This window comes from Streptomyces sp. NPDC020490 (assembly GCF_044335305.1).
Classification (GTDB): Bacteria; Actinomycetota; Actinomycetes; order Streptomycetales; family Streptomycetaceae; genus Streptomyces.
The window spans coordinates 105816-130106 of the sequence record NZ_JBIRUY010000016.1 but is presented as its reverse complement, the minus strand read 5'-3'; the positions used below and the strand labels follow the sequence as shown (position 1 = coordinate 130106).

The 24291-nt window shown below is 70.4% G+C and carries 27 protein-coding genes; 5 read left to right on the top strand and 22 right to left on the bottom strand.

Annotation, left to right across the window (positions count from 1 at the left end):
* Window positions 1-25: 25 nt before the first annotated feature.
* The gene (locus tag ACH4ZX_RS18865) at window positions 26-364 is read left to right on the top strand and encodes a PASTA domain-containing protein (RefSeq protein WP_398273533.1); all 339 of its coding nucleotides are present in this window, start codon (window positions 26-28) and stop codon (window positions 362-364) included.
* 11 nt (window positions 365-375) lie between these two features.
* On the opposite strand, the gene ACH4ZX_RS18860 is transcribed toward ACH4ZX_RS18865, so the two are convergent.
* Complete coding sequence (locus ACH4ZX_RS18860; protein ID WP_398273530.1) at window positions 376-1071, bottom strand: demethylmenaquinone methyltransferase; 696 nt, start codon at window positions 1069-1071, stop codon at window positions 376-378.
* 670 nt (window positions 1072-1741) lie between these two features.
* Between ACH4ZX_RS18860 and ACH4ZX_RS18855 the strand changes: the two genes are divergently transcribed.
* Window positions 1742-2761 carry a chitinase gene (locus ACH4ZX_RS18855; protein ID WP_398273527.1) on the top strand — a complete coding sequence of 340 codons (1020 nt, stop codon included), beginning with the start codon at window positions 1742-1744 and terminating at the stop codon, window positions 2759-2761.
* A 303-nt stretch (window positions 2762-3064) separates the two neighbouring features.
* Here the strand turns inward: ACH4ZX_RS18855 and ACH4ZX_RS18850 are convergent, their stop codons facing one another.
* The 5 genes from ACH4ZX_RS18850 to ACH4ZX_RS18830 form a co-directional block, all read right to left on the bottom strand.
* Window positions 3065-3523 carry an imidazolonepropionase-like domain-containing protein gene (locus ACH4ZX_RS18850; RefSeq protein ID WP_398273525.1) on the bottom strand — a complete coding sequence of 153 codons (459 nt, stop codon included), beginning with the start codon at window positions 3521-3523 and terminating at the stop codon, window positions 3065-3067.
* 7 nt (window positions 3524-3530) lie between these two features.
* A complete protein-coding gene (gene mqnC, locus ACH4ZX_RS18845; RefSeq protein ID WP_398273522.1) occupies window positions 3531-4730 on the bottom strand; it encodes a cyclic dehypoxanthinyl futalosine synthase in 1200 nt (399 codons plus the stop codon).
* 78 nt (window positions 4731-4808) lie between these two features.
* Window positions 4809-5537, bottom strand: a complete 729-nt coding sequence (locus tag ACH4ZX_RS18840; protein WP_398273665.1) for a prepilin peptidase — start codon at window positions 5535-5537, stop codon at window positions 4809-4811.
* 55 nt (window positions 5538-5592) lie between these two features.
* Entirely contained in the window at window positions 5593-8553 is a 2961-nt protein-coding gene (locus ACH4ZX_RS18835) for a BTAD domain-containing putative transcriptional regulator (protein ID WP_398273520.1), read from the bottom strand.
* 90 nt (window positions 8554-8643) lie between these two features.
* Complete coding sequence (locus ACH4ZX_RS18830) at window positions 8644-9051, bottom strand: ATP-binding protein (RefSeq protein WP_398273518.1); 408 nt, start codon at window positions 9049-9051, stop codon at window positions 8644-8646.
* 240 nt (window positions 9052-9291) lie between these two features.
* Here ACH4ZX_RS18830 and ACH4ZX_RS18825 point away from each other — a divergent pair, with 240 nt between their 5' ends.
* Both ACH4ZX_RS18825 and ACH4ZX_RS18820 read left to right on the top strand, forming a co-directional pair.
* Window positions 9292-10143, top strand: a complete 852-nt coding sequence (locus tag ACH4ZX_RS18825) for a helix-turn-helix domain-containing protein (protein WP_398273516.1) — start codon at window positions 9292-9294, stop codon at window positions 10141-10143.
* Window positions 10144-10151: 8 nt separating this feature from the next.
* Window positions 10152-10370, top strand: coding sequence for a DUF397 domain-containing protein (locus ACH4ZX_RS18820; protein WP_398273513.1), 219 nt, complete (start codon window positions 10152-10154; stop codon window positions 10368-10370).
* Window positions 10371-10744: 374 nt separating this feature from the next.
* Here ACH4ZX_RS18820 and ACH4ZX_RS18815 read toward each other — a convergent pair whose 3' ends face one another.
* The 10 genes from ACH4ZX_RS18815 to ACH4ZX_RS18770 form a co-directional block, all read right to left on the bottom strand.
* Window positions 10745-11353: a hypothetical protein gene (locus ACH4ZX_RS18815; RefSeq protein ID WP_398273510.1), complete on the bottom strand. Its 609-nt coding sequence runs from the start codon at window positions 11351-11353 to the stop codon at window positions 10745-10747.
* Window positions 11354-11885: 532 nt separating this feature from the next.
* Window positions 11886-12218, bottom strand: a complete 333-nt coding sequence (locus tag ACH4ZX_RS18810) for a hypothetical protein (protein ID WP_398273507.1) — start codon at window positions 12216-12218, stop codon at window positions 11886-11888.
* Between the two features lie 566 nt (window positions 12219-12784).
* The gene (locus ACH4ZX_RS18805; protein WP_398273504.1) at window positions 12785-13129 is read right to left on the bottom strand and encodes a hypothetical protein; all 345 of its coding nucleotides are present in this window, start codon (window positions 13127-13129) and stop codon (window positions 12785-12787) included.
* A 182-nt stretch (window positions 13130-13311) separates the two neighbouring features.
* Window positions 13312-14340 (bottom strand): RHS repeat domain-containing protein, encoded by a 1029-nt coding sequence (locus ACH4ZX_RS18800; protein WP_398273501.1) that lies wholly within the window; start codon window positions 14338-14340, stop codon window positions 13312-13314.
* The gene (locus ACH4ZX_RS18795) at window positions 14325-17798 is read right to left on the bottom strand and encodes a DUF6531 domain-containing protein (protein ID WP_398273498.1); all 3474 of its coding nucleotides are present in this window, start codon (window positions 17796-17798) and stop codon (window positions 14325-14327) included. The genes ACH4ZX_RS18800 and ACH4ZX_RS18795 overlap by 16 nt, the downstream gene beginning before the upstream one ends.
* A 172-nt stretch (window positions 17799-17970) precedes the next feature.
* Window positions 17971-18225, bottom strand: coding sequence for a hypothetical protein (locus tag ACH4ZX_RS18790; protein WP_398273495.1), 255 nt, complete (start codon window positions 18223-18225; stop codon window positions 17971-17973).
* Window positions 18226-18267: 42 nt separating this feature from the next.
* Window positions 18268-18735, bottom strand: a complete 468-nt coding sequence (locus ACH4ZX_RS18785) for a hypothetical protein (protein WP_398273492.1) — start codon at window positions 18733-18735, stop codon at window positions 18268-18270.
* A 205-nt stretch (window positions 18736-18940) separates the two neighbouring features.
* Window positions 18941-19120, bottom strand: a complete 180-nt coding sequence (locus ACH4ZX_RS18780) for a hypothetical protein (protein ID WP_398273490.1) — start codon at window positions 19118-19120, stop codon at window positions 18941-18943.
* A 69-nt stretch (window positions 19121-19189) separates the two neighbouring features.
* Window positions 19190-19486 carry a hypothetical protein gene (locus tag ACH4ZX_RS18775; RefSeq protein ID WP_398273487.1) on the bottom strand — a complete coding sequence of 99 codons (297 nt, stop codon included), beginning with the start codon at window positions 19484-19486 and terminating at the stop codon, window positions 19190-19192.
* Window positions 19487-19571: 85 nt separating this feature from the next.
* Window positions 19572-20219 (bottom strand): hypothetical protein, encoded by a 648-nt coding sequence (locus ACH4ZX_RS18770; RefSeq protein ID WP_398273484.1) that lies wholly within the window; start codon window positions 20217-20219, stop codon window positions 19572-19574.
* A gap of 84 nt (window positions 20220-20303) precedes the next feature.
* Here ACH4ZX_RS18770 and ACH4ZX_RS18765 point away from each other — a divergent pair, with 84 nt between their 5' ends.
* A complete protein-coding gene (locus tag ACH4ZX_RS18765; RefSeq protein ID WP_398273481.1) occupies window positions 20304-20657 on the top strand; it encodes a hypothetical protein in 354 nt (117 codons plus the stop codon).
* Window positions 20658-20686: 29 nt separating this feature from the next.
* On the opposite strand, the gene ACH4ZX_RS18760 is transcribed toward ACH4ZX_RS18765, so the two are convergent.
* The 6 genes from ACH4ZX_RS18760 to ACH4ZX_RS18735 all read right to left on the bottom strand — a co-directional run bounded on the left by ACH4ZX_RS18760 (window position 20687) and on the right by ACH4ZX_RS18735 (window position 24275).
* Complete coding sequence (locus ACH4ZX_RS18760; protein ID WP_398273478.1) at window positions 20687-21175, bottom strand: Tad domain-containing protein; 489 nt, start codon at window positions 21173-21175, stop codon at window positions 20687-20689.
* A complete protein-coding gene (locus tag ACH4ZX_RS18755) occupies window positions 21172-21606 on the bottom strand; it encodes a TadE/TadG family type IV pilus assembly protein (protein ID WP_398273475.1) in 435 nt (144 codons plus the stop codon). Before ACH4ZX_RS18755 ends, ACH4ZX_RS18760 begins: the two co-directional genes overlap by 4 nt.
* Complete coding sequence (locus ACH4ZX_RS18750; protein ID WP_398273472.1) at window positions 21606-22055, bottom strand: TadE family protein; 450 nt, start codon at window positions 22053-22055, stop codon at window positions 21606-21608. Before ACH4ZX_RS18750 ends, ACH4ZX_RS18755 begins: the two co-directional genes overlap by 1 nt.
* 22 nt (window positions 22056-22077) lie before the next feature.
* A complete protein-coding gene (locus ACH4ZX_RS18745; RefSeq protein ID WP_324786362.1) occupies window positions 22078-22329 on the bottom strand; it encodes a hypothetical protein in 252 nt (83 codons plus the stop codon).
* Between the two features lie 87 nt (window positions 22330-22416).
* Entirely contained in the window at window positions 22417-23340 is a 924-nt protein-coding gene (locus ACH4ZX_RS18740; protein ID WP_398273469.1) for a type II secretion system F family protein, read from the bottom strand.
* The gene (locus ACH4ZX_RS18735; protein ID WP_398273662.1) at window positions 23337-24275 is read right to left on the bottom strand and encodes a type II secretion system F family protein; all 939 of its coding nucleotides are present in this window, start codon (window positions 24273-24275) and stop codon (window positions 23337-23339) included. The genes ACH4ZX_RS18740 and ACH4ZX_RS18735 overlap by 4 nt, the downstream gene beginning before the upstream one ends.
* Between the last annotated feature and the right edge of the window lie 16 nt (window positions 24276-24291).

Here is a 24291-nt window from a genome sequence, read left to right as displayed (position 1 = left end):
ACCACTGGGGGTGACATCTGTGCACATGACGCCCGTAACACCCGAAGTGCGCGTGCCGCGGCTGGTCGGACTGATGGCCATGGACGCCCGCGAGACGGCGGCTGCGTGCGGCCTGCTCCTGCACGCTCCGGACCGGCCCGACTTCCAACGGACCCTCGTCGACCACGTGGTCCGGCAGTCCCCGCCGCCGGGCGGCGCTGTGCCGCGGGACTCCGTGGTCTACATCTGGTTCGACTTCGGCCCGCAGGAGGGCGGCGGCGGCGCCGGGGTGCGCGAACCGCGCGTGCCGCGGCCGCCCGGGGGCGGGCTGCAGCGCGAGCTCGACGAGCCGGGCGATCCGCACGCCGTCGTCAGCCCTGTCTGAGTCCCCGGGGGTCAGCTCTCTTTGAATCCCCGGTGCAGGGTGACCACCCCGCCCGTGAGGTTGCGCCACGCCACCTTCGACCAGCCGGCCTTCTGCAGGTGCCCGGCCAGCGCGGCCTGGTCGGGCCAGGCGCGGATGGACTCGGCGAGGTAGACGTAGGCGTCCGGGGCTGAGGAGACCGCGCGCGCCACCGGCGGCAGGGCGCGCATCAGGTACTCGGTGTAGACGGTGCGGAAGGGCGCCCAGGTCGGGTGCGAGAACTCGCAGATGACGACGCGCCCGCCGGGCCGGGTCACCCGGTGCATCTCGCGCAGGGCCGCGTCGAAGTCCCGTACGTTGCGCAGCCCGAAGGAGATCGTCACCGCGTCGAAGGTGTCGTCCCGGAACGGCAGTCTCGTGGCGTCGCCCGCCGTGAACGGCAGCCACGAGTGGTTCTTCTTGCCGACGCGGAGCATGCCCAGGGAGAAGTCGCACGGGACGACGTAGGCGCCGGTCCGCGCGAAGGGCAGCGAGGACGTCCCGGTGCCGGCCGCCAGGTCCAGGATCTTCTGGGCGGGGCGCGCGTCGACCGCCTTGGCGACCTCCTTGCGCCACCGACGGTCCTGGCCGAGCGACAGGACGTCGTTCGTCAGGTCGTACCGTTCGGCCACGTTGTCGAACATCGAGGCAACTTCGTGCGGCTGCTTGTCCAGGGATGCGCGGGTCACGCGCCCATTGTTGCAGTACGCCGTCACGGCGGGAGCCGGGGCTTCCCGCGCGGCCGCTGTCCTCGGCTTGGCCGCACAGCGACAGGAACAGCGGCGGAACAGCGGCGGAGCAGCGGCACAGCGGCACGGACACGGCGCTCAGGACCGGGGCCGAGGCGGAGGCTTCTCCTCCTCCGCCCCGGCGTCGGTGGGAGCACCCGGGCGTACTCCGAGTACCCGTGCTGCGGGGTATGGACCGGCCGCCCGGCGCCGGGCGGGACACGCGGACCGGTCGGGTGCCGGACACCGCCGACCGGGCCGCCCGTAACTGTCGTTGGCGTCCTTCTCCGCGGAGTAGGGTGCCCGGAACAATGTCGTCGTGATGCCGGCCGCGCCCGCGAGCGCGAGCCGCGTCCGCGCCTTTCCCGGTCGCCCCGGGCATCGCCGGTAGGACAGGTCAACGTGGGGGTCGGGCCGTCGTCGAGGATCTTGCCGCGTTTGCGGCGGCCCCGTTGCCGCGTTTGCGGCGGCGACCGCGCTCGGACGCGCTGCATCGGACGCGCTGCATCGGACGCGCGGCTTTCGACGGCAGGCACGGAATGCATTCCCCGCACATCGAAGACCATCGAAGACCATCGAAGATCACCGAAGACCTCCATATGACCGAACATCACGAGAGGGTGCGTGTCCCATGCGGAGTTTCCTGAAGCCGGCGGCCGGGTTCACCTGTCTGTTCGCCCTGGCCACGGCGGGTTGCTCCGCGGGCCCCGACGGCATCGCGGACTCGGCGCCCGGGCCGTCGGGACGGGCGAGCGCCCCGGCAACGGAGTCGGCCGACGGGTACGCCCCGTACGTCGGCGCCACGGGATCCTCGGAGAACGACTCCACCGGCTCCCCGGCGACCTACAACCTGGCGTTCGTGCTCTCCTCCGGCAGCGGCTGCACACCGATGTGGAACGGCACCCAGGCCATCGGCGACCCGGCCGTGAAGACCCGGATCTCGCAGCTGAAGGCGAACGGCGCCGGCGTCCGCGTCTCCTTCGGCGGAGCCGCCGGGAAGGAACTGGCGTCGGACTGCGACAGCGCCGCCGCGCTCGCCGACGCCTACGGCGAGGCGCTGGACGCGGCGGGCACCTCGAAGGCCGACTTCGACGTCGAGGGCGACCAGCTGTCCGACGCCGGCTCGATCGCCCTGCGCTCGCAGGCGATAGCGAAGCTCCAGCAGGACCGGCCCGGCCTGGAGGTCACCTTCACCCTCCCGGTCATGCCGTCCGGCCTGGACGACCGCAGCCTGGCGGTCCTGCGGTCCGCGAACGAGCACGACGTGCGGGTGTCCGCGGTGAACCTGATGACCATGAACTACGGCACGTCGTACACCGGCGACATGGGCGACTACGCCGTCGCCGCCGCCGAGGCCGCGCACGCGCAGCTGAAGCAGGTGTTCGAGCAGTCCGACGCGGCCGCCTGGCAGGGCATGGCGCTGACGTCGATGATCGGCGTCAACGACGTGGCCGGTGAGACGTTCACGCTCGCCGACGCGGCGCAGGTGCGGTCGTTCGCGGAGGAGAAGAAGATCGCCTGGGTGTCGATGTGGTCGACGTTCCGGGACCAGCAGTGCCCGGGCGACGCCGCGGCGTCCGGCAAGGCGGCCACCGACTGCAGCGGCGTGAAGCAGAGTTCGGGCGCCTTCGGCAGGGCGTTCGCGCGCTGAGCGGGTCCGGTGGAAAACCCCTGCGGTCCGACAGCGCCCCGAAGGGGCGCGGGGAACTGCGCGACCAGCCACAACGGCGCGACAGACGGTCGACGGCACCGCACGGCGCGGCACCGTCGGCGGAGGCTCAACGGCGCCGGTGGACCAGGCGGCCCGCACACACCGTGACGAGGCACGCCCCGGTGTCGTCGAAGACGGCGAGGTCGACAGCGCCCCGAAGGGGCGCGGGGAACTGCGCGACCGGCCACAACGGCGCGGCAGACGGTCGACGGCACCGCACGGCGCGGCACCGTCGGCGGAGGCTCAACGGCGCCGGTGGACCAGGCGGCCCGCACACACCGTGGCGAGGCACGCGCCGGTGTCGTCGAAGACGGCGAGATCGGCGCGAGCCCCCGGCTCGACGCGGGGAACCGGCGCCGGCGCCGCGGGCAGTACGCGCACCTCGTTGCGTTCGGCCGCGGCCCGCAGTTCGGGCGAGGCGGCGTGCTCCTCCGTGACCGCCGTCGCGCCGAGTTTCAGCACCTCGTGGATGCGTTCGCGCGGGCTCGGGGCGTCCGGCAGCGGGCCCTCGTGGACGCGGGCCGGTCCGAGGACGCCGGGCCAGCGCCGTACCCGCGCGTCCGGGTGGCGTTCGCGGAGGACGGCGAACGGCCCCACCGCCTCGACGCGCGTGCCCGACACCAGGACGGCGCCGTCCTCGACGGGCTCGGCGCCCTCGTCCCAGCTGGGGCGGACCTCGTCCGCCGCGTGAATGGTCAGCACGAGTACGTCAGTTGGAGGCGAGGATCTTCAGCTCGGGGTGCGCGGTGCCGCCCTCGATCGCCGTCGAGGAGATGTGCGAGACGACCCGCTCGTCGACCGGATCGTTCGCCGGGTCGTCGTGCACGACGAGGTGCTCGTAGGTGGTGGACCGCTGGGCGGGGACGCGCCCGGCCTTGCGGATCAGGTCGATGATCTCCAGCCGGTTGGAGCGGTGCTTGGCGCCGGCCGAGGAGACGACGTTCTCCTCCAGCATGATCGAGCCGAGGTCGTCCGCGCCGTAGTGCAGCGACAGTTGGCCGACCTCCTTGCCCGTCGTCAGCCAAGAGCCCTGGATGTGCTGGACGTTGTCCAGGAAGAGGCGGGCGATGGCGATCATCCGGAGGTACTCGAAGATCGTGGCCTGCGTGCGGCCCTTGAGGTGGTTGTTCTCGGGCTGGTAGGTGTACGGGATGAACGCCCGGAAGCCCCCGGTGCGGTCCTGCACGTCCCGGATCATCCGCAGGTGCTCGATGCGCTCGGCGTTGGTCTCGCCGGTGCCCATCAGCATCGTCGACGTCGACTCCACGCCCAGCCGGTGCGCCGCCTCCATGATCTCCAGCCAGCGCTCGCCGCTCTCCTTCAGCGGGGCGATGGCCTTGCGCGGCCGCTCCGGCAGCAGCTCGGCGCCGGCGCCCGCGAACGAGTCCAGGCCCGCCTCGTGGATGCGGGTGATGGCCTCCTCCACCGAGACCCCGCTGATGCGGGCCATGTGCTCCACCTCGGAGGCGCCCAGGCTGTGGATGACCAGCTCCGGGAACTCCTTCTTGATGGCGGCGAAGTGCTTCTCGTAGTACTCGACGCCGTAGTCCGGGTGGTGCCCGCCCTGGAACATGATCTGCGTGCCGCCGAGTTCGACGGTCTCCGCGCACCGGCGCAGGATGTCGTCGAGGTCGCGCGTCCAGCCCTTCTCGGTGTCCTTGGGCGCGGCGTAGAAGGCGCAGAACCTGCACGCGGTGACGCACACGTTCGTGTAGTTGATGTTGCGCTCGATGATGTACGTCGCGATGTGCTCGGTCCCGGCGTACTTGCGCCGGCGTACCGCGTCGGCGGCCGCGCCGAGCGCGTGCAGCGGGGCGTCCCGGTAGAGGGCGAGCGCCTCCTCGGGGGTGATCCGCCCACCGGCGGCGGCACGGTCGAGGACGGGCTGAAGGTCGGCCTTCTCGGTCACCGGCGTCCCTTTCGCAGGATTCGTCAGGGGTGTGGACGGACCGGACCAGCCTACGTCAGCGGTGTCGGGCGACCGACGTCAGGCCGTGTACGCCCCGATCAGCAGGCCCAGGAAGGCGCCGGTGATCAGGAACGGGCCGAACGGGATCGCCGTCTTGCGCCCGGCCCGCCGCAGGGCCACCAGCGCGCCGCCGTACAGGGCCCCCAGCAGGAACGCGGCGAACGTGCCGAGCATCAGCGTCGGCCAGCCGTACCAGCCGAGGACGGCGCCCAGGCCGACCGCCAGCTTCACGTCGCCGAAGCCCATGCCGCCGGGGTTGATGAGGAACAGCACGAAGAACGCGCCGCCGAGCGCCAGGGCGCCGTACAGAGCGGTGAGCCAGTCGCCGGCGTGCTCCGGCACGAGCGCGGCGGCGCCGAGCAGGGCGAGCGCGGCGCCCGCGAGCGGGAGGGTGAGCGGGTCGGGCAGTCGCTGCACCCGCACGTCGACCACCGCCAGCAGCACCGCGACGGGCGCGAGCAGCAGCCAGACGGCGAGTTCGGGCCGGGTACCGGTGGCGGCGGCGAGCGCGGCGCAGACGAGGGCGGTGACGACCACGGGCGTCCGGGAGCCGTAGGGCGCGTCGGCGCGTTCGCACGTCCCGCAGCGGGCCGGTCCGATCCAGCCTCCGACCGGATGCCCGCCCGGGCACTTGGCCCGCCACGGCTCCCCCGCCGGCACCGAGAACCGGTACGCGGCCCGGGGCAGCAACGTCCCCGCCGCGGCGCCCCACAGCACGGCGACGGCGACCAGCGCGGCCGTGCCCATCACAGCCGTGCTCATCCCAGCCGTGTCCATCACAGCCGTGTCCATCCCGGCCGTCTCATCCCACCGCGGCGGTGCCGCTGCGCCACGACGGCAGCAGTTCGTCGAGCAGCGCCTCGGTGCGTGGCGGCAGGCCCCGCGCACCGCTGCGGCCCACCAGGTCGGCGGCGACGGCACGCAGCCTGTCCGCGTCGCCGGTGGCGTGGGTGGCGCGCAGCAGCTCGTGCCACAGCCGCTCGTCGCCCGGCGCGGAGTTCAGGGCCGCGTCGAGCGCCTCGATGGCCCGCTCCGCACGGTCCTTCTCCAGGTGGAACGCGGACAGGGCGAGACCGATGTCCGCGACCAGGAGCGGGAGCTGGGCGTCGACGATCTCGTGCGTGAGCCAGCGGTAGCGGCCCTCGGGCCGGTCGGCGAGCAGCGGCCCGCGCACCAGCACCAGCGCGTCGGTGAGCAGCCGGCCGCGCACGACCCGGCTGTCGACGCCCTTGCCCTGCGTGGCCTCGTGGTACAGCGAGCGCAGCACGTCCAGGTCCGAGACGACGGACTTGGCGAGCGTGAGCCGGCCGGTCGCGTCGGTGCGCAGCCGGGGGCTGCCGTCCGGGTCGGTCCCGAGCCAGGCGCCCAGCCGCTCCAGCAGCGCGTCCCGCACGTCCGGGGTGACTCCGCGCGGCCACAGCGCGGACGACAGCACGCGCGGGTGCACGCCCTCGCGGTGCAGCAGCAGCAGCGCGAGCGCCTCGTGCAGCAGGGCGCTGCGCTCGCCGTCCGGGGTGTCGAGGCCGATGATCTCGTACGGGCCGACCAGGCGCGCGTACACCGCGGGCCGCCCCTGCTCGCTGATGTCGACGAGGAACGGCGGGGTGGTGGTGGGCCCGTCGGGGTCGTGCTCGGGGTCGGCCTCGACGAACAGCTCGACGACGGCGCGCTGTTGGGCGACCGGCAGCAACTGGGCGTCGAGTTCCAGGCCGAGCAGCGGAGCGAGGAGCTTGCCCTCGCCGGTGATCTCCATCTCCCAGGCGGCGCCGGGCAGATCGCCGGTCTCGGTGCCGACGAGGTAGCCGATGCCCAAGCGGCTGGCGTCGGCGGCGAGTTCGGCGAGCTTGACGGCGTCCTCGGCGGACGGCTGGGCGGCGAGCAGGACCAGGTGCGGGGCCCAACGGGTGTGCTGGGCGGGCCCGGTGCGGCCGGTCAGCACCGAGTCGTGCCCGGCCGCGCCCAGCGCGCCGCGCCGCTGCCGCGTCTCGGCCTCCATGGTCTCTATCAGGGCGTCGACGCCGTCGAGGTGCCGCAGCCGGTTGGGCGCGAGCGGGGTGAGGTCCTCGCCGAACCCGACGAGGGTGATGGTCATGCGGTCGGACCAGCCGTTGGTGGCGAGTTCGGCGGCGACGGACGCGAACACGGCGGCCCGGTCGGCCTCGCGCCCGCTGAGGGAGACGATGCCGGGCACGGACTCCAGGTTGAGCAGCAGCCGCGAGTCGTCCATGGTGCCGAGGCTGACAAGGCCGGGGTACGGGGCGGCGGTGTCGGCGTCCTCGTACCGCTCGGCGTCGGCGCGGGCCAGCATCCAGAACGTCTGGTCCTGCCCGAGCTGCCAGGGCGCGGGCGGCTTCCCGGCGGGCTGGGCGAGCTGGAGGTGGAGGTCGCCGCCCGTGAGCCAGGCCGCGTAGACGGTGGGCAACGGGCGTGACTCTGCGGCGAGTTGAGCGGCGAGCCCGCGCAGCGACCGGTCGAGGAGCCGTACGGCCTCGGGGTCGGCGCCGACCAGGAGAGCGTCCTGGGCGTCGGCGGCGTCACCGGTGGGCGTGGGCGGCTCCATGCCGCGCCGGCCGCCGGCCGAGCCGAGCGCCGACTGCCACAGCGCCTGCCGGCGCCGGCGTCCCAGGGCGCCGAGGAGCCCGGCGGCGAGGAGGGGTGCGGCGAGGAGGGCTTCGGGAAGCCCGAAGGAGTGGTCGGACGGCTGGGCGGCAGCCTGGCCGGACGGCTCGGCGGCCGGGGCGGCGTGCTCGCGGGGCCGCGCGTCGGGGGCGGGCCGCTGCTCGGGCACGGACACCTGCCCGCCGTGCTGCCCGGCGGGCTGGGCGTGATCCCCGCTCTTGGCGTAGTCGTGGATCTGCTGCTGAACTTCCGGCGACACGTCGGCGCCCGGGTCGGGCATCTCGACGAGTTCGCCGCCGTGCGCGTCGCCGGGCATCTCCATGATCCAGCCGGGCCGGATCAGGCTGGCCTCGGACAGCTTGGAGCCGTCGGGCTGCACGCGGTCCTTGTTGAGTTCGTAGATCTCCTTGTACCGGCGCCCGTCGCCGAGGTGGCGCTGGGCGATCTCCCAGAGCGAGTCGTGGTGGCGCCCTTCCGGCGGCTGGATCCGGTAGTACTTCGTGTCGCCGTGCTGCCGGGCGCCGCTGCCGCCGTCGGCCTGCGCGGCGGCGTGCGAAGCCTGCTCGGCGAGGGCGGCGGCGGTGTCGGCGGCCTGCTCCTGCTGCTGCGCGAACAGTCCCGGGGTCGCCTGGGCGGCGGCGACGGCGGGCTTGTGGCCGCCCTCCAGGCCGTGCCCGAGCTGCGAGAGCCCCGGCGTGAGGCTGGCGGCGGTGGCGCCGACGAGCAGCAGGGCGGCGACGAGCTGGCGGGCGAGCAGCTGGCTGGGGCCCGCGCCGGGCACCCGCCCCGGGACGCCGATGCCGGACAGCGCCGCCTTGACCTCCACCAGCACGCAGGCGGTGAACTGCGCCCAGGCCAGCCACACCACGACCGTCAGGATGTGCAGGAACGTCGAGACGGTGATCTCCCGCTGGAGCCACTCCAGCTTCGGCGCCCCGTGCGGCAACGGCCACCCCACGAACACGGCCAGCGCGCCCGGCACCCCGACGACCAGGACGACCAACGCGACGAAGGCCAGGAACGCCTTGACGAAGTCCCCGAAGCTGCGCCGCCGCACGCGCACGGGTTGCGGGGTGCGGTTCCTCGGGACCGTCGGACTGCTCGTCGAGCTGCCCGTCGAACTTGATGTGCGGCGTCGCGGCATGGCGGGTGTCCCGGGTTTGGTGTGGAGGGAGTTGACGGCGGGGTGGGGGTGTACTGAGCCTACCGAGATCTTATGAACTTCGAACGGGGCCTACGCCGCGACGAGGTCGCACCACACGTACTTCCCACGATTCCCGTCACTGGCGAGCGGCTGCCACCCCCACAGGTCGGAACAGGCCCGGACCAGGGCAAGCCCGCGCCCCTCCTCCACCCCGGCGAGCTGCTCCAACACCCCCGACGGCTGCGGCGGTTCAGGGCTCGTGTCCCACGCCCCGATCCGCAGCACACCGGCCGACCAGCGCACCCGCAGTGCCGCGGGCCCCTTGGTGTGGCGTACGGAGTTGGAGACCAGCTCCGTCGCGAGCAGCTCCGCGGTGTCGACCAGCCGGATGAGACCGTGCATGGTCAGGATCAGACGGAGGGTGCGGCGGCAGACGGTGACGGCGCGGGGGTCGTTCGGGATGTAGAGGGAGTACTCCCACGGCTCGTTTTCAGGCATGACGGAACTCCAGCGAGAGGAAGGGGGTCAGTGACCGCGGCCTCGGCGACGGCCGGTGGCAGTGCCGCAGCCGTCACGGCGCGACGGAGCGGTGCGCTTCCGGTGGCCCCGGCATTTCGCAGCGTGTGCGGCGCATCACCGACAGTAGGGCCACAATTTGGGACCCCGCAAGTCGCTGCCGTAGTGTTCCACCCCAACGGGGTTCCGCATCAGGGAAGTCAGGGCCGCCGGGAGGAAACCATGGCGCGCAGGAAAGAACCCACCGCCCGCCAGCAGCGTCTGGGCACTGAGCTGCGGAAACTGCGAGAGGCTGCCGGGCTCAAGGGGCGCGAGGCCGCCGCGTTGCTCGGTACGGACTCGGCGCAGGTGAGCCAGATCGAGTTCGGCACGGCAGGAGTGAGTGAGGAACGCGTCCGACGGCTCGCCGCCCACTACGCCTGTCCCGACGTCGACTTGATCGAGGGGCTGGCAGCGATGGCCTCCGATCGCACCACCGGCTGGTGGGAGGAGTACCGGGGCCACCTGCCTACGTCGTTCCTGGACCTGTCCGAACTGGAGCACCACGCGGCCTACCGATGGGATGTGGACTTCCTGCACATCCCTGGCCTCCTCCAGACCGAGGACTACGCACGGGCGCTCTTCTCCTACATGAACCCGGACTTCCCCGAGACCGAGTTGGAGCGCCGAGTGGAGCACCGTATGAGGCGGAAGGTCATCATCGAGCGCCCCAGCGCCACGCCGTACAGGACGGTGATCCACGAAGCGGCACTGCGCATCATGGTCGGCAGCCGCACTGCCGCACGGGCTCAACTCGCCCGCGTCCTGGAGCTTTCCGAAGCGGACCACATCACCGTGCGCGTCATCCCCTTCGGCCTGACCGGCTTCGCCGGAGCCGGAAGCGCCATGGTGTACGCGGGCGGGCCGGTCCCCCAACTGGACACCGTGGTACGCGACGGGCCCCACGGAACCGCATTCGTCGACGCCGAAGCCCAACTCGGCCGTTTCCGAACACTCTTCCGTAGAGTGGAGGCAGTGTCACTGGAGCCCGGGCGCTCACGTGACTTCATCGAGCGGCTGGCGAAGGAGCTGTGAGGCACACCATGGCCACCCCCGACATCTGGCGGAAGTCTTCCTACTCCGGCGGCGGAGAGGGAAACGCCTGCCTGGAGATAGCGCACCGCCGCACCCACATAGCCATACGTGACTCGAAGGCCCCGGCCAAGGGGATCCTCTCCCTGCCTTCCCCTTCCTTCACTGCGTTCGTCGACGCCCTGAAGGAAGGCGTCTTCCGGGACACGGTCACTCACGTCCCGCGCTGAGGCGGACCGGCCGTCCCGAACGACTCCACGAAGTCGTCCACGACGGCCCTGAAGAACCGCGTGCGCGGTGGCGGACCGACAGCGCACCCGCGCCAGGGCGACCTGGCGCGACATCGCGGTCGGCGCCCTGCGACCGAACGGCGCGAAGAACATCGCCTCCGGCCGTCGCCGTGATGCGCGTGACGCCCGCCGGCCCCTCACGCTCCTCGGCCTCGCCCGAGCACGAAGTGGACGTCACTCGGCCATGCCGAAGCCCTGAGGGCTGTCGCAGAACAGCATCAGGGTTCGATCTCGGTCAGGCGGACTGCCTCACGAAGTCATCGAGTGGAACTTCTCGGCGTTCCCTCGGAGCGGGGCCGAGAGGCAACGCCGCCTCAGATGGTCGGGGTGTCGTCAACAATCGGCCTGTGAATCTCAACGACCGGCTTCCACCCCGCGGAGAACTCGATGAAGTCCGCACGGGTGGGGTAGGTGTCGATCGCGCGACGGTCACGCTTGGGACTGTCGCCCCCCTTGCGCCCCCGGGGAATCTGCTCCTCGAAGATGTCGACCTTCACGTCGGGAACCTCCTTGAGGCTCTGGCGCCAGATCTGCACGATGTCGGCGCCGAACGCCTGCCGAGCCGCAGCGTAAAGGGCCGTGAGAGCCCCCTTGTCCCCACCAGGGACGAAAAGCGCCAGGTCCAGCACGACACCGGCGGACTGGAGTACCTCGATGGTCTCCGAGCCACTCTCGTCGGCCACGTAGATTCCGGCTTCATTCTCGTCGTCGGGAAGGCAGGAAACCTCTTCCTGGAATACGGTCCTCGCCGTGATCGAGCCGCCCTCGAAAAACTCACCGGACTTGGTCAGAAAAGCAGGGACATAACAGTCGGGAAGTTTGAGTTCTGCCGTGTCGGCGGAAACGAAGATCCTGTCCTTCGCGTCGAGCTTCGTCACCTCTTCCAGCGAGAGGCGGCGAGCGGCGATCTTCTCCGTGTTCACGATTTCCCTTTCAGGTTGCACTGTCCCTCCGGACGAGGACGCTACCACGAAACCCTGAGGTCAACTGCCCAGTAATCTGCGGGTAGATGACCTCCAGTGACGTGCACGGGGAGATACCGAAGCGAGTGCCACTCGGTCGGGAACACGCATCCGCCAGGCAGTGCCCCTCGTCATGGTGTCGAGGATCAACTGGCGGTTGCATTTCGACACATTGGGCAGCACGAAGCAACTAAAGGAGAGTTTTAGGTGAATATCGCCCATATCCCCTTCAGGGAGGTGGCGGCCCCAGGACCGAATCCGGCCCCTTGCCTTTCTCGGCCTCACGTGATCAAAACGGACGACATCAAACCCACACCGAAGCCCTGGGGCCCGCGTTCCCAACACGTACCGAGTCCGGGATCGGGCCGGTCCGTCGTCGGGCGCAGCCGTTCCGCATCGCACCTCGCGATCGCGTCGCGTACCGGCCGTGTCAGCTCACCCCACGCCGCTCCGGTTTCCGGAGCGGCCCTGAACACGTCGTACGACATTCCCCTCACCGCCTCAGGGGCCAGGTCGGCGAGTCCCTCGGCGGGGCGGGGCGGACCCTGAGCGCGGAAGTGTCGATTCCCTCGTCGTCGTCCTCGTCACCGGACGGCAAGCGGCCGGAGTCGTCCGGGTAGTAGTACAGGCCGTAGGCCCAGTGCTCCGGGAACTCGTGGCACATGAGGTCCGGGTAGGCCGAGATCTCGGCGTCCCGGTACCGCTCGTTGATCCTCGCGACGGCTTCGGCGTACTCGATGACGAACCTGGACGTCATCTCGTTCGCGACGGCACGGAAGTACTCCAGCATGCCTTCGTCCAGGCTCATGAGGAATTCCGCGGTCATGATGTCGGCGGTCCCACTCGTGGATCTTTCAAGAGCAATGCCTCCAACTCCCGGTCATAGGATCTGAAGCCCGCCTTTCCGCTTTCCGGGGCCTTCCCCCTGGGATCGAGGGCGCCCGGAAGGTGGGCTACTCGCCACATCCGGAAAACCGTCGCCGGGGAACTCCCTCCTGCCGCACACACCAGGTCACACGCGATCCCGAGCGCTTCCGCGATCAGGGCCGCCCCTTGCCGAACCTCCGTCCCCGCCGCGACGGCGGCCGTGACGAGAGCCTGCAAGAAACGGGCCGATTGCAGATCAGCGGCCATGCGGCACATACGGCGCACGGTCTCCGGCCTCTCCAGTTCCTCCAGGTTCTTCCCGCCGACCGTCGACCAGGGCACCGACCGAAACCGCACCGAGGCTCCAGACACCCGTCGCCGCTACGGCTCTGGCCTCCACGATCCCCCCGAGCGGGCCGAAGATCTCCCGCGCGAGCACGCTCTCCGGGACAGACTCGCCGTGAATGCGCGCACCGGTGCCCACCATGGTGAACGCGGCTTCTCGCCTGTCGGCCGCCACCGCGCTCAGTCGTCCCAAGGGGCATGTACGGGGCGGCGTTTCCACCACTCGCCGAGTTCCGGTTCGGGCTTGTCGGTCGTCGGGCGAACCCAGGGGCTCAGTGTGCGCTCCGGGTCAGGGACGGTGGCGGCGCGGAACCTGGCGTCAAGTCGCGTCAGGAGTTGCCCCAGAACACCGTCTCGGGCTTCCGCCGGCATGGCACGCATCAACTCCTCCAGCGCCTCACGGGAGTCCAGGTCGTTGCCGTAGGCGCTGATGGGGTAGAAGTCGTCGCTCGACCAGTCCCGTTCCGTCCGGCGCACCAGGCGCTCCCAGGACGCGAAACGGTCGGCCACCGAATACACCGGCATCGTCATATTCTCGCGTATGTGGGGTGCGACCCGCGCCCTCTCGGCCTCCAGCCGTTCCGCGTCGCATCCAGCGATCGCGTCGAGTACCGGCCGCGTCAGTTCACCCCACGCCGCTCTGGTTTCCGGCGCGCCCCGGAACACGTCGTACGGTGCCCGCTTCCGGCCCCGCCCCGTCATGCCACTCACTCCTTCAACTGTTTCAGGAAATACTCGTAACCGCCGTCGGGCTGCATGAAGGTGCCCTTGTCGCCTTCGCGAATCAGCATCGTCCCGGTGGCATCGTCCCACCACGCAAAACGAGGGATACCCGACGGGGTACTGCGCATACGGAACCCTGGTGAGCCGGTCATCATGTCTTCCAGGTGTTCCGGTACGTCCAGGTCATCGACTCCCGGAATCCCACGCGCCTTGATGTCGCCGTGCGCGGCAATCTTGTCTGCTATGAGCGGCAGATTACCCGCCTGGCTGGCAGCATCCGGCTTGCCGATCTCGTAGAGCCCGAACGGATCCGCGGAGAGCCACGGATCGACGAAGTAGAGGTAGGGGTTGGGCGACGGGCCCAGACCGAGCGGGTCGGCGGTGACGTAGCGGGCCGTCTCCGGGTCGTAGTAGCGGTGGAAGTTGTAGTGCAGGCCGCTTTCGGGGTCGTAGTACTGGCCCGGAAAGCGGAGGGGCGTGTAGGCGCTGTTCCCGCCGTGCCAAGCAGTCACTCCCCACGTGGTGCTCCGGGCCTGCCAGGCCACATCGCCGTCCGGGCCGATCAGTTCGGTGGGCGCGCCCGACAGGTCGGTGACAATGGCGAAGAAGCGTGCGTCGATCTCCTCACGCGTGGCGGTGAGGATCCGTTCGGTCTGGGTGATCGGACGGACGCCGTCGTGCTCCCAGGACAGTGCCACGGCATGCGGCTGCCCGGCGCTGCGGGTGAGCTGTTCGCAGAGCGAGGTCCCGTCCCAGGTGAAGTCGGTCTGCTCCACCACCGCGCCGTCCGCGTCCAGGCGCTGTTTGGCGATGCGGCGGCCCATCGGGTCGTACTGGTACCGCCACAGCGTGCCGTCAGGGGTACGGACCGCGGTGAGCCGGTCTTCGGCGTCCCACGTGTACGTCCACGTTTCCGGCTTGCGGGACAAACGCGCGCGGTGTTTGCGGACGACCCGTCCCTGATCGTCGTAGTGGTAGCGGGTGTTCCCCGCCCGTATCAGCCGGGTTCCCACCAGTTCACGGCCGCCGACCGCCGCCTGGCCAGGGTGCCGGTCCGGCCAGGCGGCTGCTGTCTGGGATCCGTCGGCGCCGTAGCCGTAGGACTCCGTCCAGTCCTCGGCCCGGACGGCGACAGTACGCCCGGCTTCGTCCAGTCGAACGTCCGGCTGAGGCCGTCTGGCTCCACGGTCCCGATCAGGCGCCCGTCGGCACGGTAGCGGTACGAACGGTCGCGTATGGTCCGTCCGTCTCTGGTGACCACGGCCTGTTCCGTGATTCTTCCGAGGCCGTCGTACACACGCGTCAACGACATCGCTTCGTCCACGCCAAGAGACAACAGTCGCCCGACCGTGTCGTAACCGAAATCGACGGTGTGGCCTGCCGTGCGGGTCCGGGCCAGGTCACCCCGGTCGTCGTGGAGCCATGTACTGGTCACGCCGGTGGGGGTGGTGCGGCTCAGGGGCCGGCCGGCAGCATCGTAGGAGAAGGTGCTGGTTCTGTCGTTGACGGTCTCGGAGATCACCCGGCCTTCCGCATCGCGCACGAGTGCCACGGTCGCGTGCGGGCCCTCGGCCCGGTACAGCCGGTCGTTCAGGTCGTAGGCGAAGGTGCTGACCGCCCCCTCGGCGTCCTTGGCGACCATGCGCCCGAAGACGTCCCTGGTGATGCGGACAGTCTGCCCGAGTGCGTTGGTTCGGACGACGACCTGGCCCTTGGCGTCATGACAGTAGGCCTGGGTGCGGCCGTCGAAGTCGGTCTCCGAGCTGAGCCGTCCTGCGATGTCGTACGCGTAGCTCCAACACCGCCCGTCCGAGCGGCTCACCCTGACCAGCCGCAGCGAGGCGTCGTACTCGAACCCATGACGGACGCCGTCCGGGGATGTCCGCGCGGCGAGCAGGTTGAAGTGGGTGTACTCGAACCGGGTCACCGCGCCGAGGTGGTCCGTGTGACTGATCCGGTTGCCCTCGCCGTCGTACGTCCACACCTCCGCCGATCCGTCCGGTGCCGTCCGGCGCAGCAGTTCGCCGTCCGGGCTCCAGTCCGTGCGGGTCGTGCGGCCCTGCGGATCGGTGACGCTCACCACCCGGCCGAAGGCGTCGTGGGCGTAGCGGGTGACGCCCCCCGACGGGTCGGTGACGCACTCGGCCCGGCCCGCGGCGTCGCACCGCACGCGTGTGGTCCGTCCCGTGGGATCGGTGACCGAGGACAAGTGACCGGCGTCGTCATAGGTGTAACGAGTCGTGGCGCCTCCGGGTTTGGTGATCGCGACGCAGTTGCCGCGAGCGTCGTACCGACGGTGCTGGGTCAGCCCGTCCGGGCGGGTGATGCCGATCGGGTTGCCCTGAGCGTCGTACTCGGCCCGGATCGTCGTGCCGTCCGGACGCTGCACGCTCAGAAGACGGCCGAGGCCGTCGTATGTCCTCCAGGTCGTGTGCCCCAACTCGTCCATGGTGGCCAGCGGATGATGGTTTTCGTCCCAGGTGTGGTGGACGGTGCCACCGAGCGGGTCGATCTCCGCGACGACCTGGCTGCTCTCGTTGACGACGTACTTGCTGACGGCGCCTTCGGCGGTGGTGACCGCGGTGATCCTCGTACCGGGCCAGGCCGGGTCCCTGCCGTCGTGGTCGAGAGTGAGGGCGAGGTGTCCCGCCTCGCCTCCCTCGGCCACGCAGCGATCCGCCGCGTCGTACTCGTACGAGTAACTGCGGCCGTTGCGGTCGGTCCAGGACGTGATGCGGTGCCGCTCGTCGTAGGTGAGCCTCATCTCGGCACCGGCGGCGTTGCGGACCGCGGTGAGAAAACCGTCCGTGTACGTGTATCCGCGCACGGTCACGTCATCTCCGTCCGCGCCCGCCCCGATCAGACGCAGGGCAGTGACCCGTCCGTCGGTGACCGTCAACGCGAGCTGGTAGCCGCCCGAGTGGCGGATGAAGAGTGGTGTGCCGTCGGCGTCGTACTCGAAGTCGACGGCGGCACCGATGCGGTTGTGCATCCGCTTCAGCAGGGCGATGCCGGCGAAGGGGGCGTCGAAAGTACGGCTGATCCCGCTGGTGAGGTCGTCAATGCGGTAACCGCCGTCGGCCAGGAGGATCAAGGGCTGACGGGGACCGGCTTCGGGAAGCACCGGGTTGTCCAGCCCCGTGGGGTGAGGGTAGGCAAGAAGCAGCCCGTCTTCGGTGACGAACACGATGCCCTGTTCATCGACCTCGAGCCGCTGGTCGATGGTGGAAGACCACGTGGGCCCGAACCACCAGCCACAGCGGTAATCCGAAGCGGCCCGGCGGAGGAAGGCGAACGGCAGGCTGCCGGGCAGAGCGACATCGGTCTCCGGCAGATACATCACGCCGGTGGCCATGTCGATCGGGTCACTGCCCTTTGACTTGACGACGCTCTTTATCCGGTTGTACGCCCCCTTGGCTCCGTCTGCGAGCATGCCTCGGGCGTTCTTGCCGAGGCCGCGCAGGGCGAGCCCCATGGTCTTGAGGTCCTTCATCGCCGCGAGGCCGCCTTTGAGCCCCTTGGCGAGCCCGCCCAGAGTAGTGAGGCCCTTCATGCCGGGTATGCAGTCCAGCGCCGCGAACCCCACTTCCCACAGGGACGCCTGGCCTTTCGAGTATTTGTAGAGCGTGTCGGCGAGCACCACCAGCGCCGCGATCAGCACGATCGCGCCCAGGATCGGGCCACCGATGATCATCGCGATGATGCCGACCACCGCGACGACGACCTTGCAGACCGTGACGATGGTGTCCCAGTTGTCCTCGAACCAGTCGCCGACCTCCTCCCACCACGACCGGTTCTGGATGCCCGCGTCGGAGGCCTCGTCGATCCTCTGCTTGGCCTCCCGCGCCGCCTCCTCCCGCATCTTGCGCGCGTCCTCGGCCATCTTCTTGGCGGCGGACAGGGCGTCCTGCGCATCGGAGACGTCGGACTGGGCCTTCGTGTGGGCGGACTTGGCGTGCTGCACGTCCCGCGTCGCGGCGCGGACCTTCGACTCGTCCGGCTTGTCGGCGTCCGACTTGCTGCCGGTCGGATCGTCCTTGTACTTGTCGGCCTCCTTGGTGGCCCGGGTCACCCAGGAGTCGGCGGAGGCCAGCCGTGACTGCGCCGACGACAGGTTGTCGCGGGCCTCCCGCGCCTTCGCCAGCGCCTTGTCCGCCAGCGCCTGCGCCCGCTCCAGCTTCGGCCAGTACGCCGCCAGCGCGTCGCCGCACAGGTCGTACGACTTCTTCAGCTTCTTCAGGTTCTTCGGGACGCCGGAGAACTCCTCCTTGAACACCTTGGCGGACTTCCCGGCCCACTGCAGGGCCGCGTCCTCCTCCGCCATCCCCTTCACGACCCGCAACGCCTCGGACACGTCGTCCGCGAAGTCGTGAAGCGTCCGGGCCAGCGTCCGCACCCGGTCGGGGTCGCCCGGCGTCGGGTCCTTCTCCAGGTCCAGAACATGCCAGTCGTGCGGCCGGTGCCCCGCCATCTGCAACCCCCGTCACATGCGCACCCTCAACACCCTTATGCACACGTGAACTTACACGGCACGCCAGTACGACGAGAAGAAGATCAGACTGAGCTGGCGCACCGGTCCTCGCCGTGGATCAACGGGACGGAGCGGGCCGGGCGGCCGCTGATTCCTGTCGAGCGCGGTCGAATCACATGCCCCAGGGATCGGGATGCGGCTTCGCCGCCGGGTTCTGGGACCAGATCAGGCGCCTCTCGACCTGGTCGCCTGTCACTTCCACGAGCCGGTCGGCCGCCCAGCCGCTCCACTGGACGGCCCTGGGGAACTGCGGTGGGCGAAAGGCCGCCAGGTGAACAGGGAGGGCTTCCGGGCGGAACACGGTCTTATTGATCTCGCCGCTGCGCTTCGGCTTCGAGGACCTGTGCGTATCCAGGCAGTCGACCACCTGCTCGACGAGAAAGAGGCCGTACTCGTCGTCCTTGGCGCATCAAGAACGACGCCCACGCACGGCGTGCCGGGCTTCATCGACCGCACCTCGGGCGCGGAGCCACCAGCCTTCGAGCGTGTTCCGCACCGATGCCAGCAGCCATCGCCACTTGAACCACGGCGGCAGCTTGCCGAATGCCACATACGTCAGCGTGTCCCTGATCGCGTTCTCGGCGACACCACCGGCACCTTCGTCACGCAGTGCGGCATACAGAGCCGGCGTGAGCTCGCCGTGGAGGCGCGCGACGATTCCCGCCGCAGTGAATGCCGGTTCTCTCCAGGGGCCGTCCAGCACCCGCATCGCCCGTACGATCCGCGGCGACGCCACCGCCGGTGGACACGTGTACGCCAGCCCGATCACCGCCGTGCCGAGGTGCTGCTCACCGCGCTCGAACGCGGCGTCGACCGCGGCGGGATCGTCGATGCCTGACAGGCCCTCGCCCGTCTCCCAGTCATACGCGGACGTCATGGCTCGTCAGCGCCTTCCTGTCGAACGCGGCCACGTCAGATGCCCCAGGGATCGGGGTGCGGTTTCGCCGCCGGGTCGTGGAACCAGATCAGGCGCCTCTCGACTTGGTCCCCCATCACCCTTCCCGGGTGCGTCAGCCATCGCGTCACCGTCCCTGATCGTCTCTTTCTCAGCCAGTGCGGCCAGGGCTCCCGTCGCCCCACGGCTACGCCAGCTCGTCAAGCAGACCGGCTCCGCACGCCTCGGGGAAGTCCGCTTCGAGAATCCAGTACTCGTCTTCTTCAGTGCTCGCCGCGCAGACGCGATGTCCGCTCGGTGACCGAGCGATGAAGAGGAGCCCTCTTTCCGGGTCTTCCAGGTCCGCAATATCGGCGTCATCGGTCATCCTCACGCGCAACCAGCCGTGGTCCCCGCGTTCGCGAGACGCTCCGTCTGTCACCGGGCTGCCCGCACGTCACGATTTCCAGAACGCGGGACCGACCCGGAGACGGATCTGCCTGTCGCGGTCGACGTGCACCGTGACGATGCCCTCGACCACCTCGCCGACCTCGGGCAGCGCAGCCGGAGGTGCGGCGGGGTCGTTGATCGTCCCGTCCGGGTTGTACGACAGCAGGTCGACGAAGCCGTTGACGCCGGGAGCGTCGTCGAGTTCCAGGAAGACGCCGAAGGGGAGCCGGGCTTCGACTCTCCCGCGGGCGGTCGATCCCACGGGATACCTGCGTTTCGCCGTTCCCCAGACGTCTTCTGCCATGGCATCCTCCTGCGCCATCCCCTCCGCGACCCGCAACGGCTTGGACACGTCGGCGGTGAGAGGAAGATCCGCCCCGCTCTCCCGCTCAGCCCGTGAAGCGGAACGTCGAGGTGATCGCGTCGAAGATGTCGAAGAAGGAGTCGGCCAGGTCCAGGACCTGGCTGCTGCCCGCCACCAGCGCGACCTTGCCCTCCTGGCCGGGGACCGGGATGAACGTCTGCATCAGCACCGCGCGGATCGTGCGGCCCAGGCTGTCGTCCGGTATGGCGATGTCCTCGATGCCGTACGTCCGCGCCGCCGCGCCCACGCCGGGGATGTCGACCGTCGTCACCTTCCGCCAGGAGTCGCCGTCCTTCTTCGCCTCCTTGGGCGCGAGGCCGGCGGCGATCGCGGCCGGGTCGGTCGACAGGGGCGCCCCGTCCCGGGTGCGGCCGCCGACCAGGGACACGGTCACCGAGCCGGTGATCGGCGTGTCCCCGCCGAAGCTCTCCGCCATGCAACCGCAGTACAGCGCAGCGGACTTCCAGGCGTCCGCGGCCGCCTTCCGGAGGAAGGTGACGTAGGTGTCTCGGTACGCCGCCAACTCCGGGTGGCTGCGGACCCGTTCGTCGACCATCCGGCGGATCGAGTCGTCCCGCGACTCCGGCCGTACGTCGAACTCCCACCACGACTCCGGCACCTTGATCCGGAAGCCTCCGCGCTCGACGGTGAGCGTCTCCATGTAGCGGGCCATGACGTGTCCGGTTCTCCCCGTGTGCCGACGTCGATTCATTCGTTGTACGGTGCCGCCCAGACTACGAGATCGGGGGACGTTCGGATGGGCCAGGGCAAGAGCGACCTCGCGCTGCCGCTCAGCGAGCTCGAGGACTACGGCAAGCGGCTGCGCTCGCTCAAGACGCGGCTGAACCACACCAAGAAACTCTTCGAGTCCTACAAGGACGACATCGGGGACAGCAGCGTCAACCACGCCCTCGACGACTTCGAGTCCAACTGGGAGGACGGCCGCGAGGACATCACCCAGCAGCTCGACGCGCTCGCCGACATGTCCGACGCCGTCGTCCGCGAGTTCAAGAAGCTCGACGTCGACCTCGCCAAGAAGGTCCGCGACGGGGTGAAGGAAGAGGAGAGGAAGGTCGGCGGCGGGGGCCAGGGGCACAGCCAGGCCGACTGAGCGGCTGTGCGCGGGCCGGCCGCGCGGGGTCAGCCGACCTCGTTCTCGGCCACCGCCTGCCCGCGCACGGTGACGTCGCCGCCGTAGAACATCCCGGTGAACACCGGCGCGTACGTCAACTGCACCTCGACCTCGACCCGTTGGGCGTCCGCCGCCACGCAGTGGGTCGCGGCGATGTCCGGGCCGGACATGTCCATCTCGCGGGCGAACGCCTTGACCCGGGCGTCGCAGTTCTCGTAGTTGATCGGCGCCGGGCCGCCCTGGTTGTCGTAGAGGGCCTCCCGGTCGATGTCCTGGGCGGCGTAACGGGCGGCCTGTTCCGCTATGTCGGCGGCGCGTTCCCGCTTCGAGATGGACATGCCGCCGTCGATGACGAAGGCCGACAGCGACAGGAAGACGAGCGCGAAGATGATGACCGCGCCGGCGCCCGAACCACGGTCGTCCAGGCGGGTACGGCGGGACGACAGCCAGCCGCCTACACGTTGCCAGCGGTCCCGGTGGTCCGAGCGGAGCCTCACGCTGTCCTCCGGTACGGGTCCAGCGGTGAGCTGAAGCTCGCCGTCAGGGTCGTGGGCACGTCCAGGCCCAGCATCGCCAGGCCCCGGACCCGGCAGCTCACCTCGACCGTGAAGATGGTGTCCGGCTCGAAGCCCTGGCTGGTCTGCACCACGGTGACCGGGCCCGAGCAGACGTCCGCGAGGTCGGCCTCGGCCGCCTTCCGCGCCTCCGCCATCGCGGTCGCGTGGTCCTTCTGGATCGAGCCCGCGCGGGCCGCGTCGCGCGCCGCGCCGTCGAGCGCGCCACGGCCGTCGACGAGCTGGCCGAACGCCACCAGCACCAGGATGAAGAGGATCATCACCGGGGCGAGGATGACCACCTCCACGGTGGACAGTCCCCGGTCGTCGACGAGCCGCCTGCGACAGCGCTTCCTGGGACAGGACCACGGCATCAGTTCCCGTCCTCCCGTACGAACCTCTCCACCGGCCCCGCCGACTGGGCGTGCACCGTCAGGTCCAGCCCGGGGAACACGGTCGGCACCCGGGCGGAGATCTCCACGCCCACCGTGTTCTGGTCCGGCTGGAGCATGGTCACGTCCGGCGACAGCACCAGCTGCGGACCGAGCTGGCCGATGTAGCTGTCGACCACGGTCCGCGCCTCGCCGCGCCACGCCCCCGGCTGGTCGTGGGCCGTGGCGCGGGCCTTGCGGGCACCGGCCTGGGCCGCCGCCTGTGCCACGTGGTCGGCGAAGAAGTAGAGGGCGAACTGCACCGTGGCGAAGATCATGAAGAACAGGACCGGCGTGAGCAGCACGAACTCGATCGCGGTCATGCCGGAGTCACCGCGGGCGGAGGCGGCCTCCACCCGGCGGCGCATCCATCGAGCTACGCGCACCGACAACCCCGTTGACTCGAAGGGACGTTCAGCAGGTCTTGCTCGCGCTGGCGCCCTTGATGCAGTCGCCGACCTTGGTCGCTCCGTCGCTCAGCGCCTGGTTGATGATCGCCGCGACCACTCCCACGATCGCCACGACGACCGCCGAGATGATGACCCACTCGACCGCGGAGGCGCCGCGGTCCAGCTCGCCGGAGCGGGCCCGCTCGACACGGCCGCGCAGGAACGTGACCAGGAAGTCCACGGCCGGGACACCGGTGTGGAAGTTACGTGCGTTCATGACGCGTTGTCCTCTCGAAGTCGTCCGAAGTGCGAAGAAGGTCTGCGGAAGGGCTCTGCGGCTCTGCGGTAGGGCTCTGCGACCGGCTCACGACACCTGGAACACCCGCATCGCCGCCGGGAAGATCAGGAAGACCAGGAACCCGGCGCACAACAGCAGTTGCGCCACCAGCATCGACTGCGACTTCTCGCCCGCGCTGCCCTCGATCTCGGCGAGTTCGCGGTGCCGCATGGTCTCGGCGCGGGAGGCGAGGGACTCGCGGACCTTCGCGCCGTCGTCGGCCACCAGGGCCAGCGACGCGGAGAGGTCCTTCAGCTCCTCCACGCCGATCTCCTCGCCCAGCTGCCCCAGGGCCTGCCACTGGCTGATCCCGGTGATGCGGGCGTCGGCGAGGGCGTTGCGGATGCGCCGCGTCGCCCAGCCGTCGGAGACCTCCGCGGCGGCCATGAGCGCCTCCGGAAGGCCCCGCCCGCCGGCCAGGCTCATCGACACCAGGTCCAGGTACGCCCCGATCACGCGCCGCAGGTCACGCCGCTTGTCGGCCGCGTCCCGCCGTACCTCCAGGTCGGGCAGGAAGAAGAACAGCAGGGCGCAGACCAGCGCCAGCCAGACCGGGATGACCGGGCTGCTGCCGAAGCCCATCGTCCAGACGACGGCGAACAGGAACGGGCCGAAGAACAGCCCGGCCACCGCCAGCAGCACCTTGGTCGCCAGGAAGTTCTCCCAGCTGCGGTCCAGGACGGCCAGGTCCGCGCGCAACGACCGCTGTTCCCAGCCCTGTTGCAGATAGAACTCGGACACCCGGGCGCCGACCTCGGCCCGCAGCGAGCCGAGGCGGCCCCGGTCGGACGTCGTGCGTGCCGACTCGTAGGCCGTACCCCGCGCCCGCATCGCGTCGATCCGCGCGACCTGCGCGACCGCGCTGCGCCTGGACGGCATCAGGGCGCGGATCAGGACGTAGACGCCGAGGCCGAGGACCGCGCCGACCACGACCGGCATCGTCAGGTTCACCGTCGTACCCCCTCGTCGGACTGGGCGGACTGGGCGGGCGTCCGCGGGCGGACGAACTGCACGGCCGACTCGTCGCGGACCAGGAAGCGTTCGGGCGTCTCGATGGTCGACAGCTTGCGCAGCCACCAGAAGCCGAGCGCGAACAGTCCGCAGACGCAGGCGAGGACGAGCTGGCCGACCGCCGTGCCGTACGGCTCCACGAAGTCGCGGTTGAAGATGGACAGGCCGAGCACGAACGCGATGGAGACGGCTACCACGATCTGCACGGACCTGCGGGTGGAGGCGCGCTGCGCCATCACGCGCTGGCGCATGTCGACCTCCTCGCGCGCCGACTTCGCCAGCGCGCCCAGCACCTGCCGCAGACCGGGCCCGCGCAGGCGCGCGTTGAGGATGAGCGCCGCGACGATGATGTCGGCGGACGCGTCGTCGATCTCGTCGCCGAGCTGCTGGAGCGCGTCGGGCAGCGGGGTGCGCGAGCGCAGCCGGTCGACCAGGGCGTCCAGGTGCGGGCGCAGCACCGGGGCGGCGGCGCGGGCCGACGCCGGGATGGCCTGCTCCAGGCCCACCGCGCCGGCGATCGTGTCGCGCAGCGACTCCGTCCAGGAGGCGAGGGCCTCCACGCGGCGCATGGCGGAGCGTTCCTCCGCGGCGCCGCCGAAGAGACGGTCCCAGAAGAAGACGAGCACGCCGGCCGCGATGCCGGCCACCGCCCAGCGGGTCAGCAGCAGCACGACGAGCCCGACGATGGCGGCGAGCGAGCCGCGCTGCCCGGCGAACCGGATCAGCTCGCTCGCCCGCTCGGCCGCCTTCTGCTTCTCGTGGTCGGGCTTGGCGGGCAGGCCGCGTACGGCGACCACGAACAGCGCCAGTCCGCCGCCGACGGCGACGCCGCTCGCGATCGAGTACAGGACGGTCGTGGAGAACAGGCCGCCCATGGTGCCGAGCGAGCCG

Coding starts and splice junctions, on each gene's coding strand:
- ACH4ZX_RS18780 (WP_398273490.1), bottom strand. CDS start 19,120: ATGACCGATGACGCCGATATTGCGGACCTGGAAGACCCGGAAAGAGGG.
- ACH4ZX_RS18755 (WP_398273475.1), bottom strand. CDS start 21,606: ATGCCGTGGTCCTGTCCCAGGAAGCGCTGTCGCAGGCGGCTCGTCGAC.
- ACH4ZX_RS18765 (WP_398273481.1), top strand. CDS start 20,304: ATGGGCCAGGGCAAGAGCGACCTCGCGCTGCCGCTCAGCGAGCTCGAG.
- ACH4ZX_RS18820 (WP_398273513.1), top strand. CDS start 10,152: ATGGCCACCCCCGACATCTGGCGGAAGTCTTCCTACTCCGGCGGCGGA.
- ACH4ZX_RS18830 (WP_398273518.1), bottom strand. CDS start 9,051: ATGCCTGAAAACGAGCCGTGGGAGTACTCCCTCTACATCCCGAACGAC.
- ACH4ZX_RS18825 (WP_398273516.1), top strand. CDS start 9,292: ATGGCGCGCAGGAAAGAACCCACCGCCCGCCAGCAGCGTCTGGGCACT.
- ACH4ZX_RS18785 (WP_398273492.1), bottom strand. CDS start 18,735: ATGACGTCCGCGTATGACTGGGAGACGGGCGAGGGCCTGTCAGGCATC.
- ACH4ZX_RS18775 (WP_398273487.1), bottom strand. CDS start 19,486: ATGGCAGAAGACGTCTGGGGAACGGCGAAACGCAGGTATCCCGTGGGA.
- ACH4ZX_RS18795 (WP_398273498.1), bottom strand. CDS start 17,798: ATGGCGGGGCACCGGCCGCACGACTGGCATGTTCTGGACCTGGAGAAG.
- ACH4ZX_RS18835 (WP_398273520.1), bottom strand. CDS start 8,553: ATGCCGCGACGCCGCACATCAAGTTCGACGGGCAGCTCGACGAGCAGT.
- ACH4ZX_RS18745 (WP_324786362.1), bottom strand. CDS start 22,329: ATGAACGCACGTAACTTCCACACCGGTGTCCCGGCCGTGGACTTCCTG.
- ACH4ZX_RS18810 (WP_398273507.1), bottom strand. CDS start 12,218: ATGACCGCGGAATTCCTCATGAGCCTGGACGAAGGCATGCTGGAGTAC.
- ACH4ZX_RS18865 (WP_398273533.1), top strand. CDS start 26: ATGACGCCCGTAACACCCGAAGTGCGCGTGCCGCGGCTGGTCGGACTG.
- ACH4ZX_RS18735 (WP_398273662.1), bottom strand. CDS start 24,275: ATGGGCGGCCTGTTCTCCACGACCGTCCTGTACTCGATCGCGAGCGGC.
- ACH4ZX_RS18840 (WP_398273665.1), bottom strand. CDS start 5,537: ATGGGCACGGCCGCGCTGGTCGCCGTCGCCGTGCTGTGGGGCGCCGCG.
- ACH4ZX_RS18770 (WP_398273484.1), bottom strand. CDS start 20,219: ATGGCCCGCTACATGGAGACGCTCACCGTCGAGCGCGGAGGCTTCCGG.
- ACH4ZX_RS18855 (WP_398273527.1), top strand. CDS start 1,742: ATGCGGAGTTTCCTGAAGCCGGCGGCCGGGTTCACCTGTCTGTTCGCC.
- ACH4ZX_RS18805 (WP_398273504.1), bottom strand. CDS start 13,129: ATGCCGGTGTATTCGGTGGCCGACCGTTTCGCGTCCTGGGAGCGCCTG.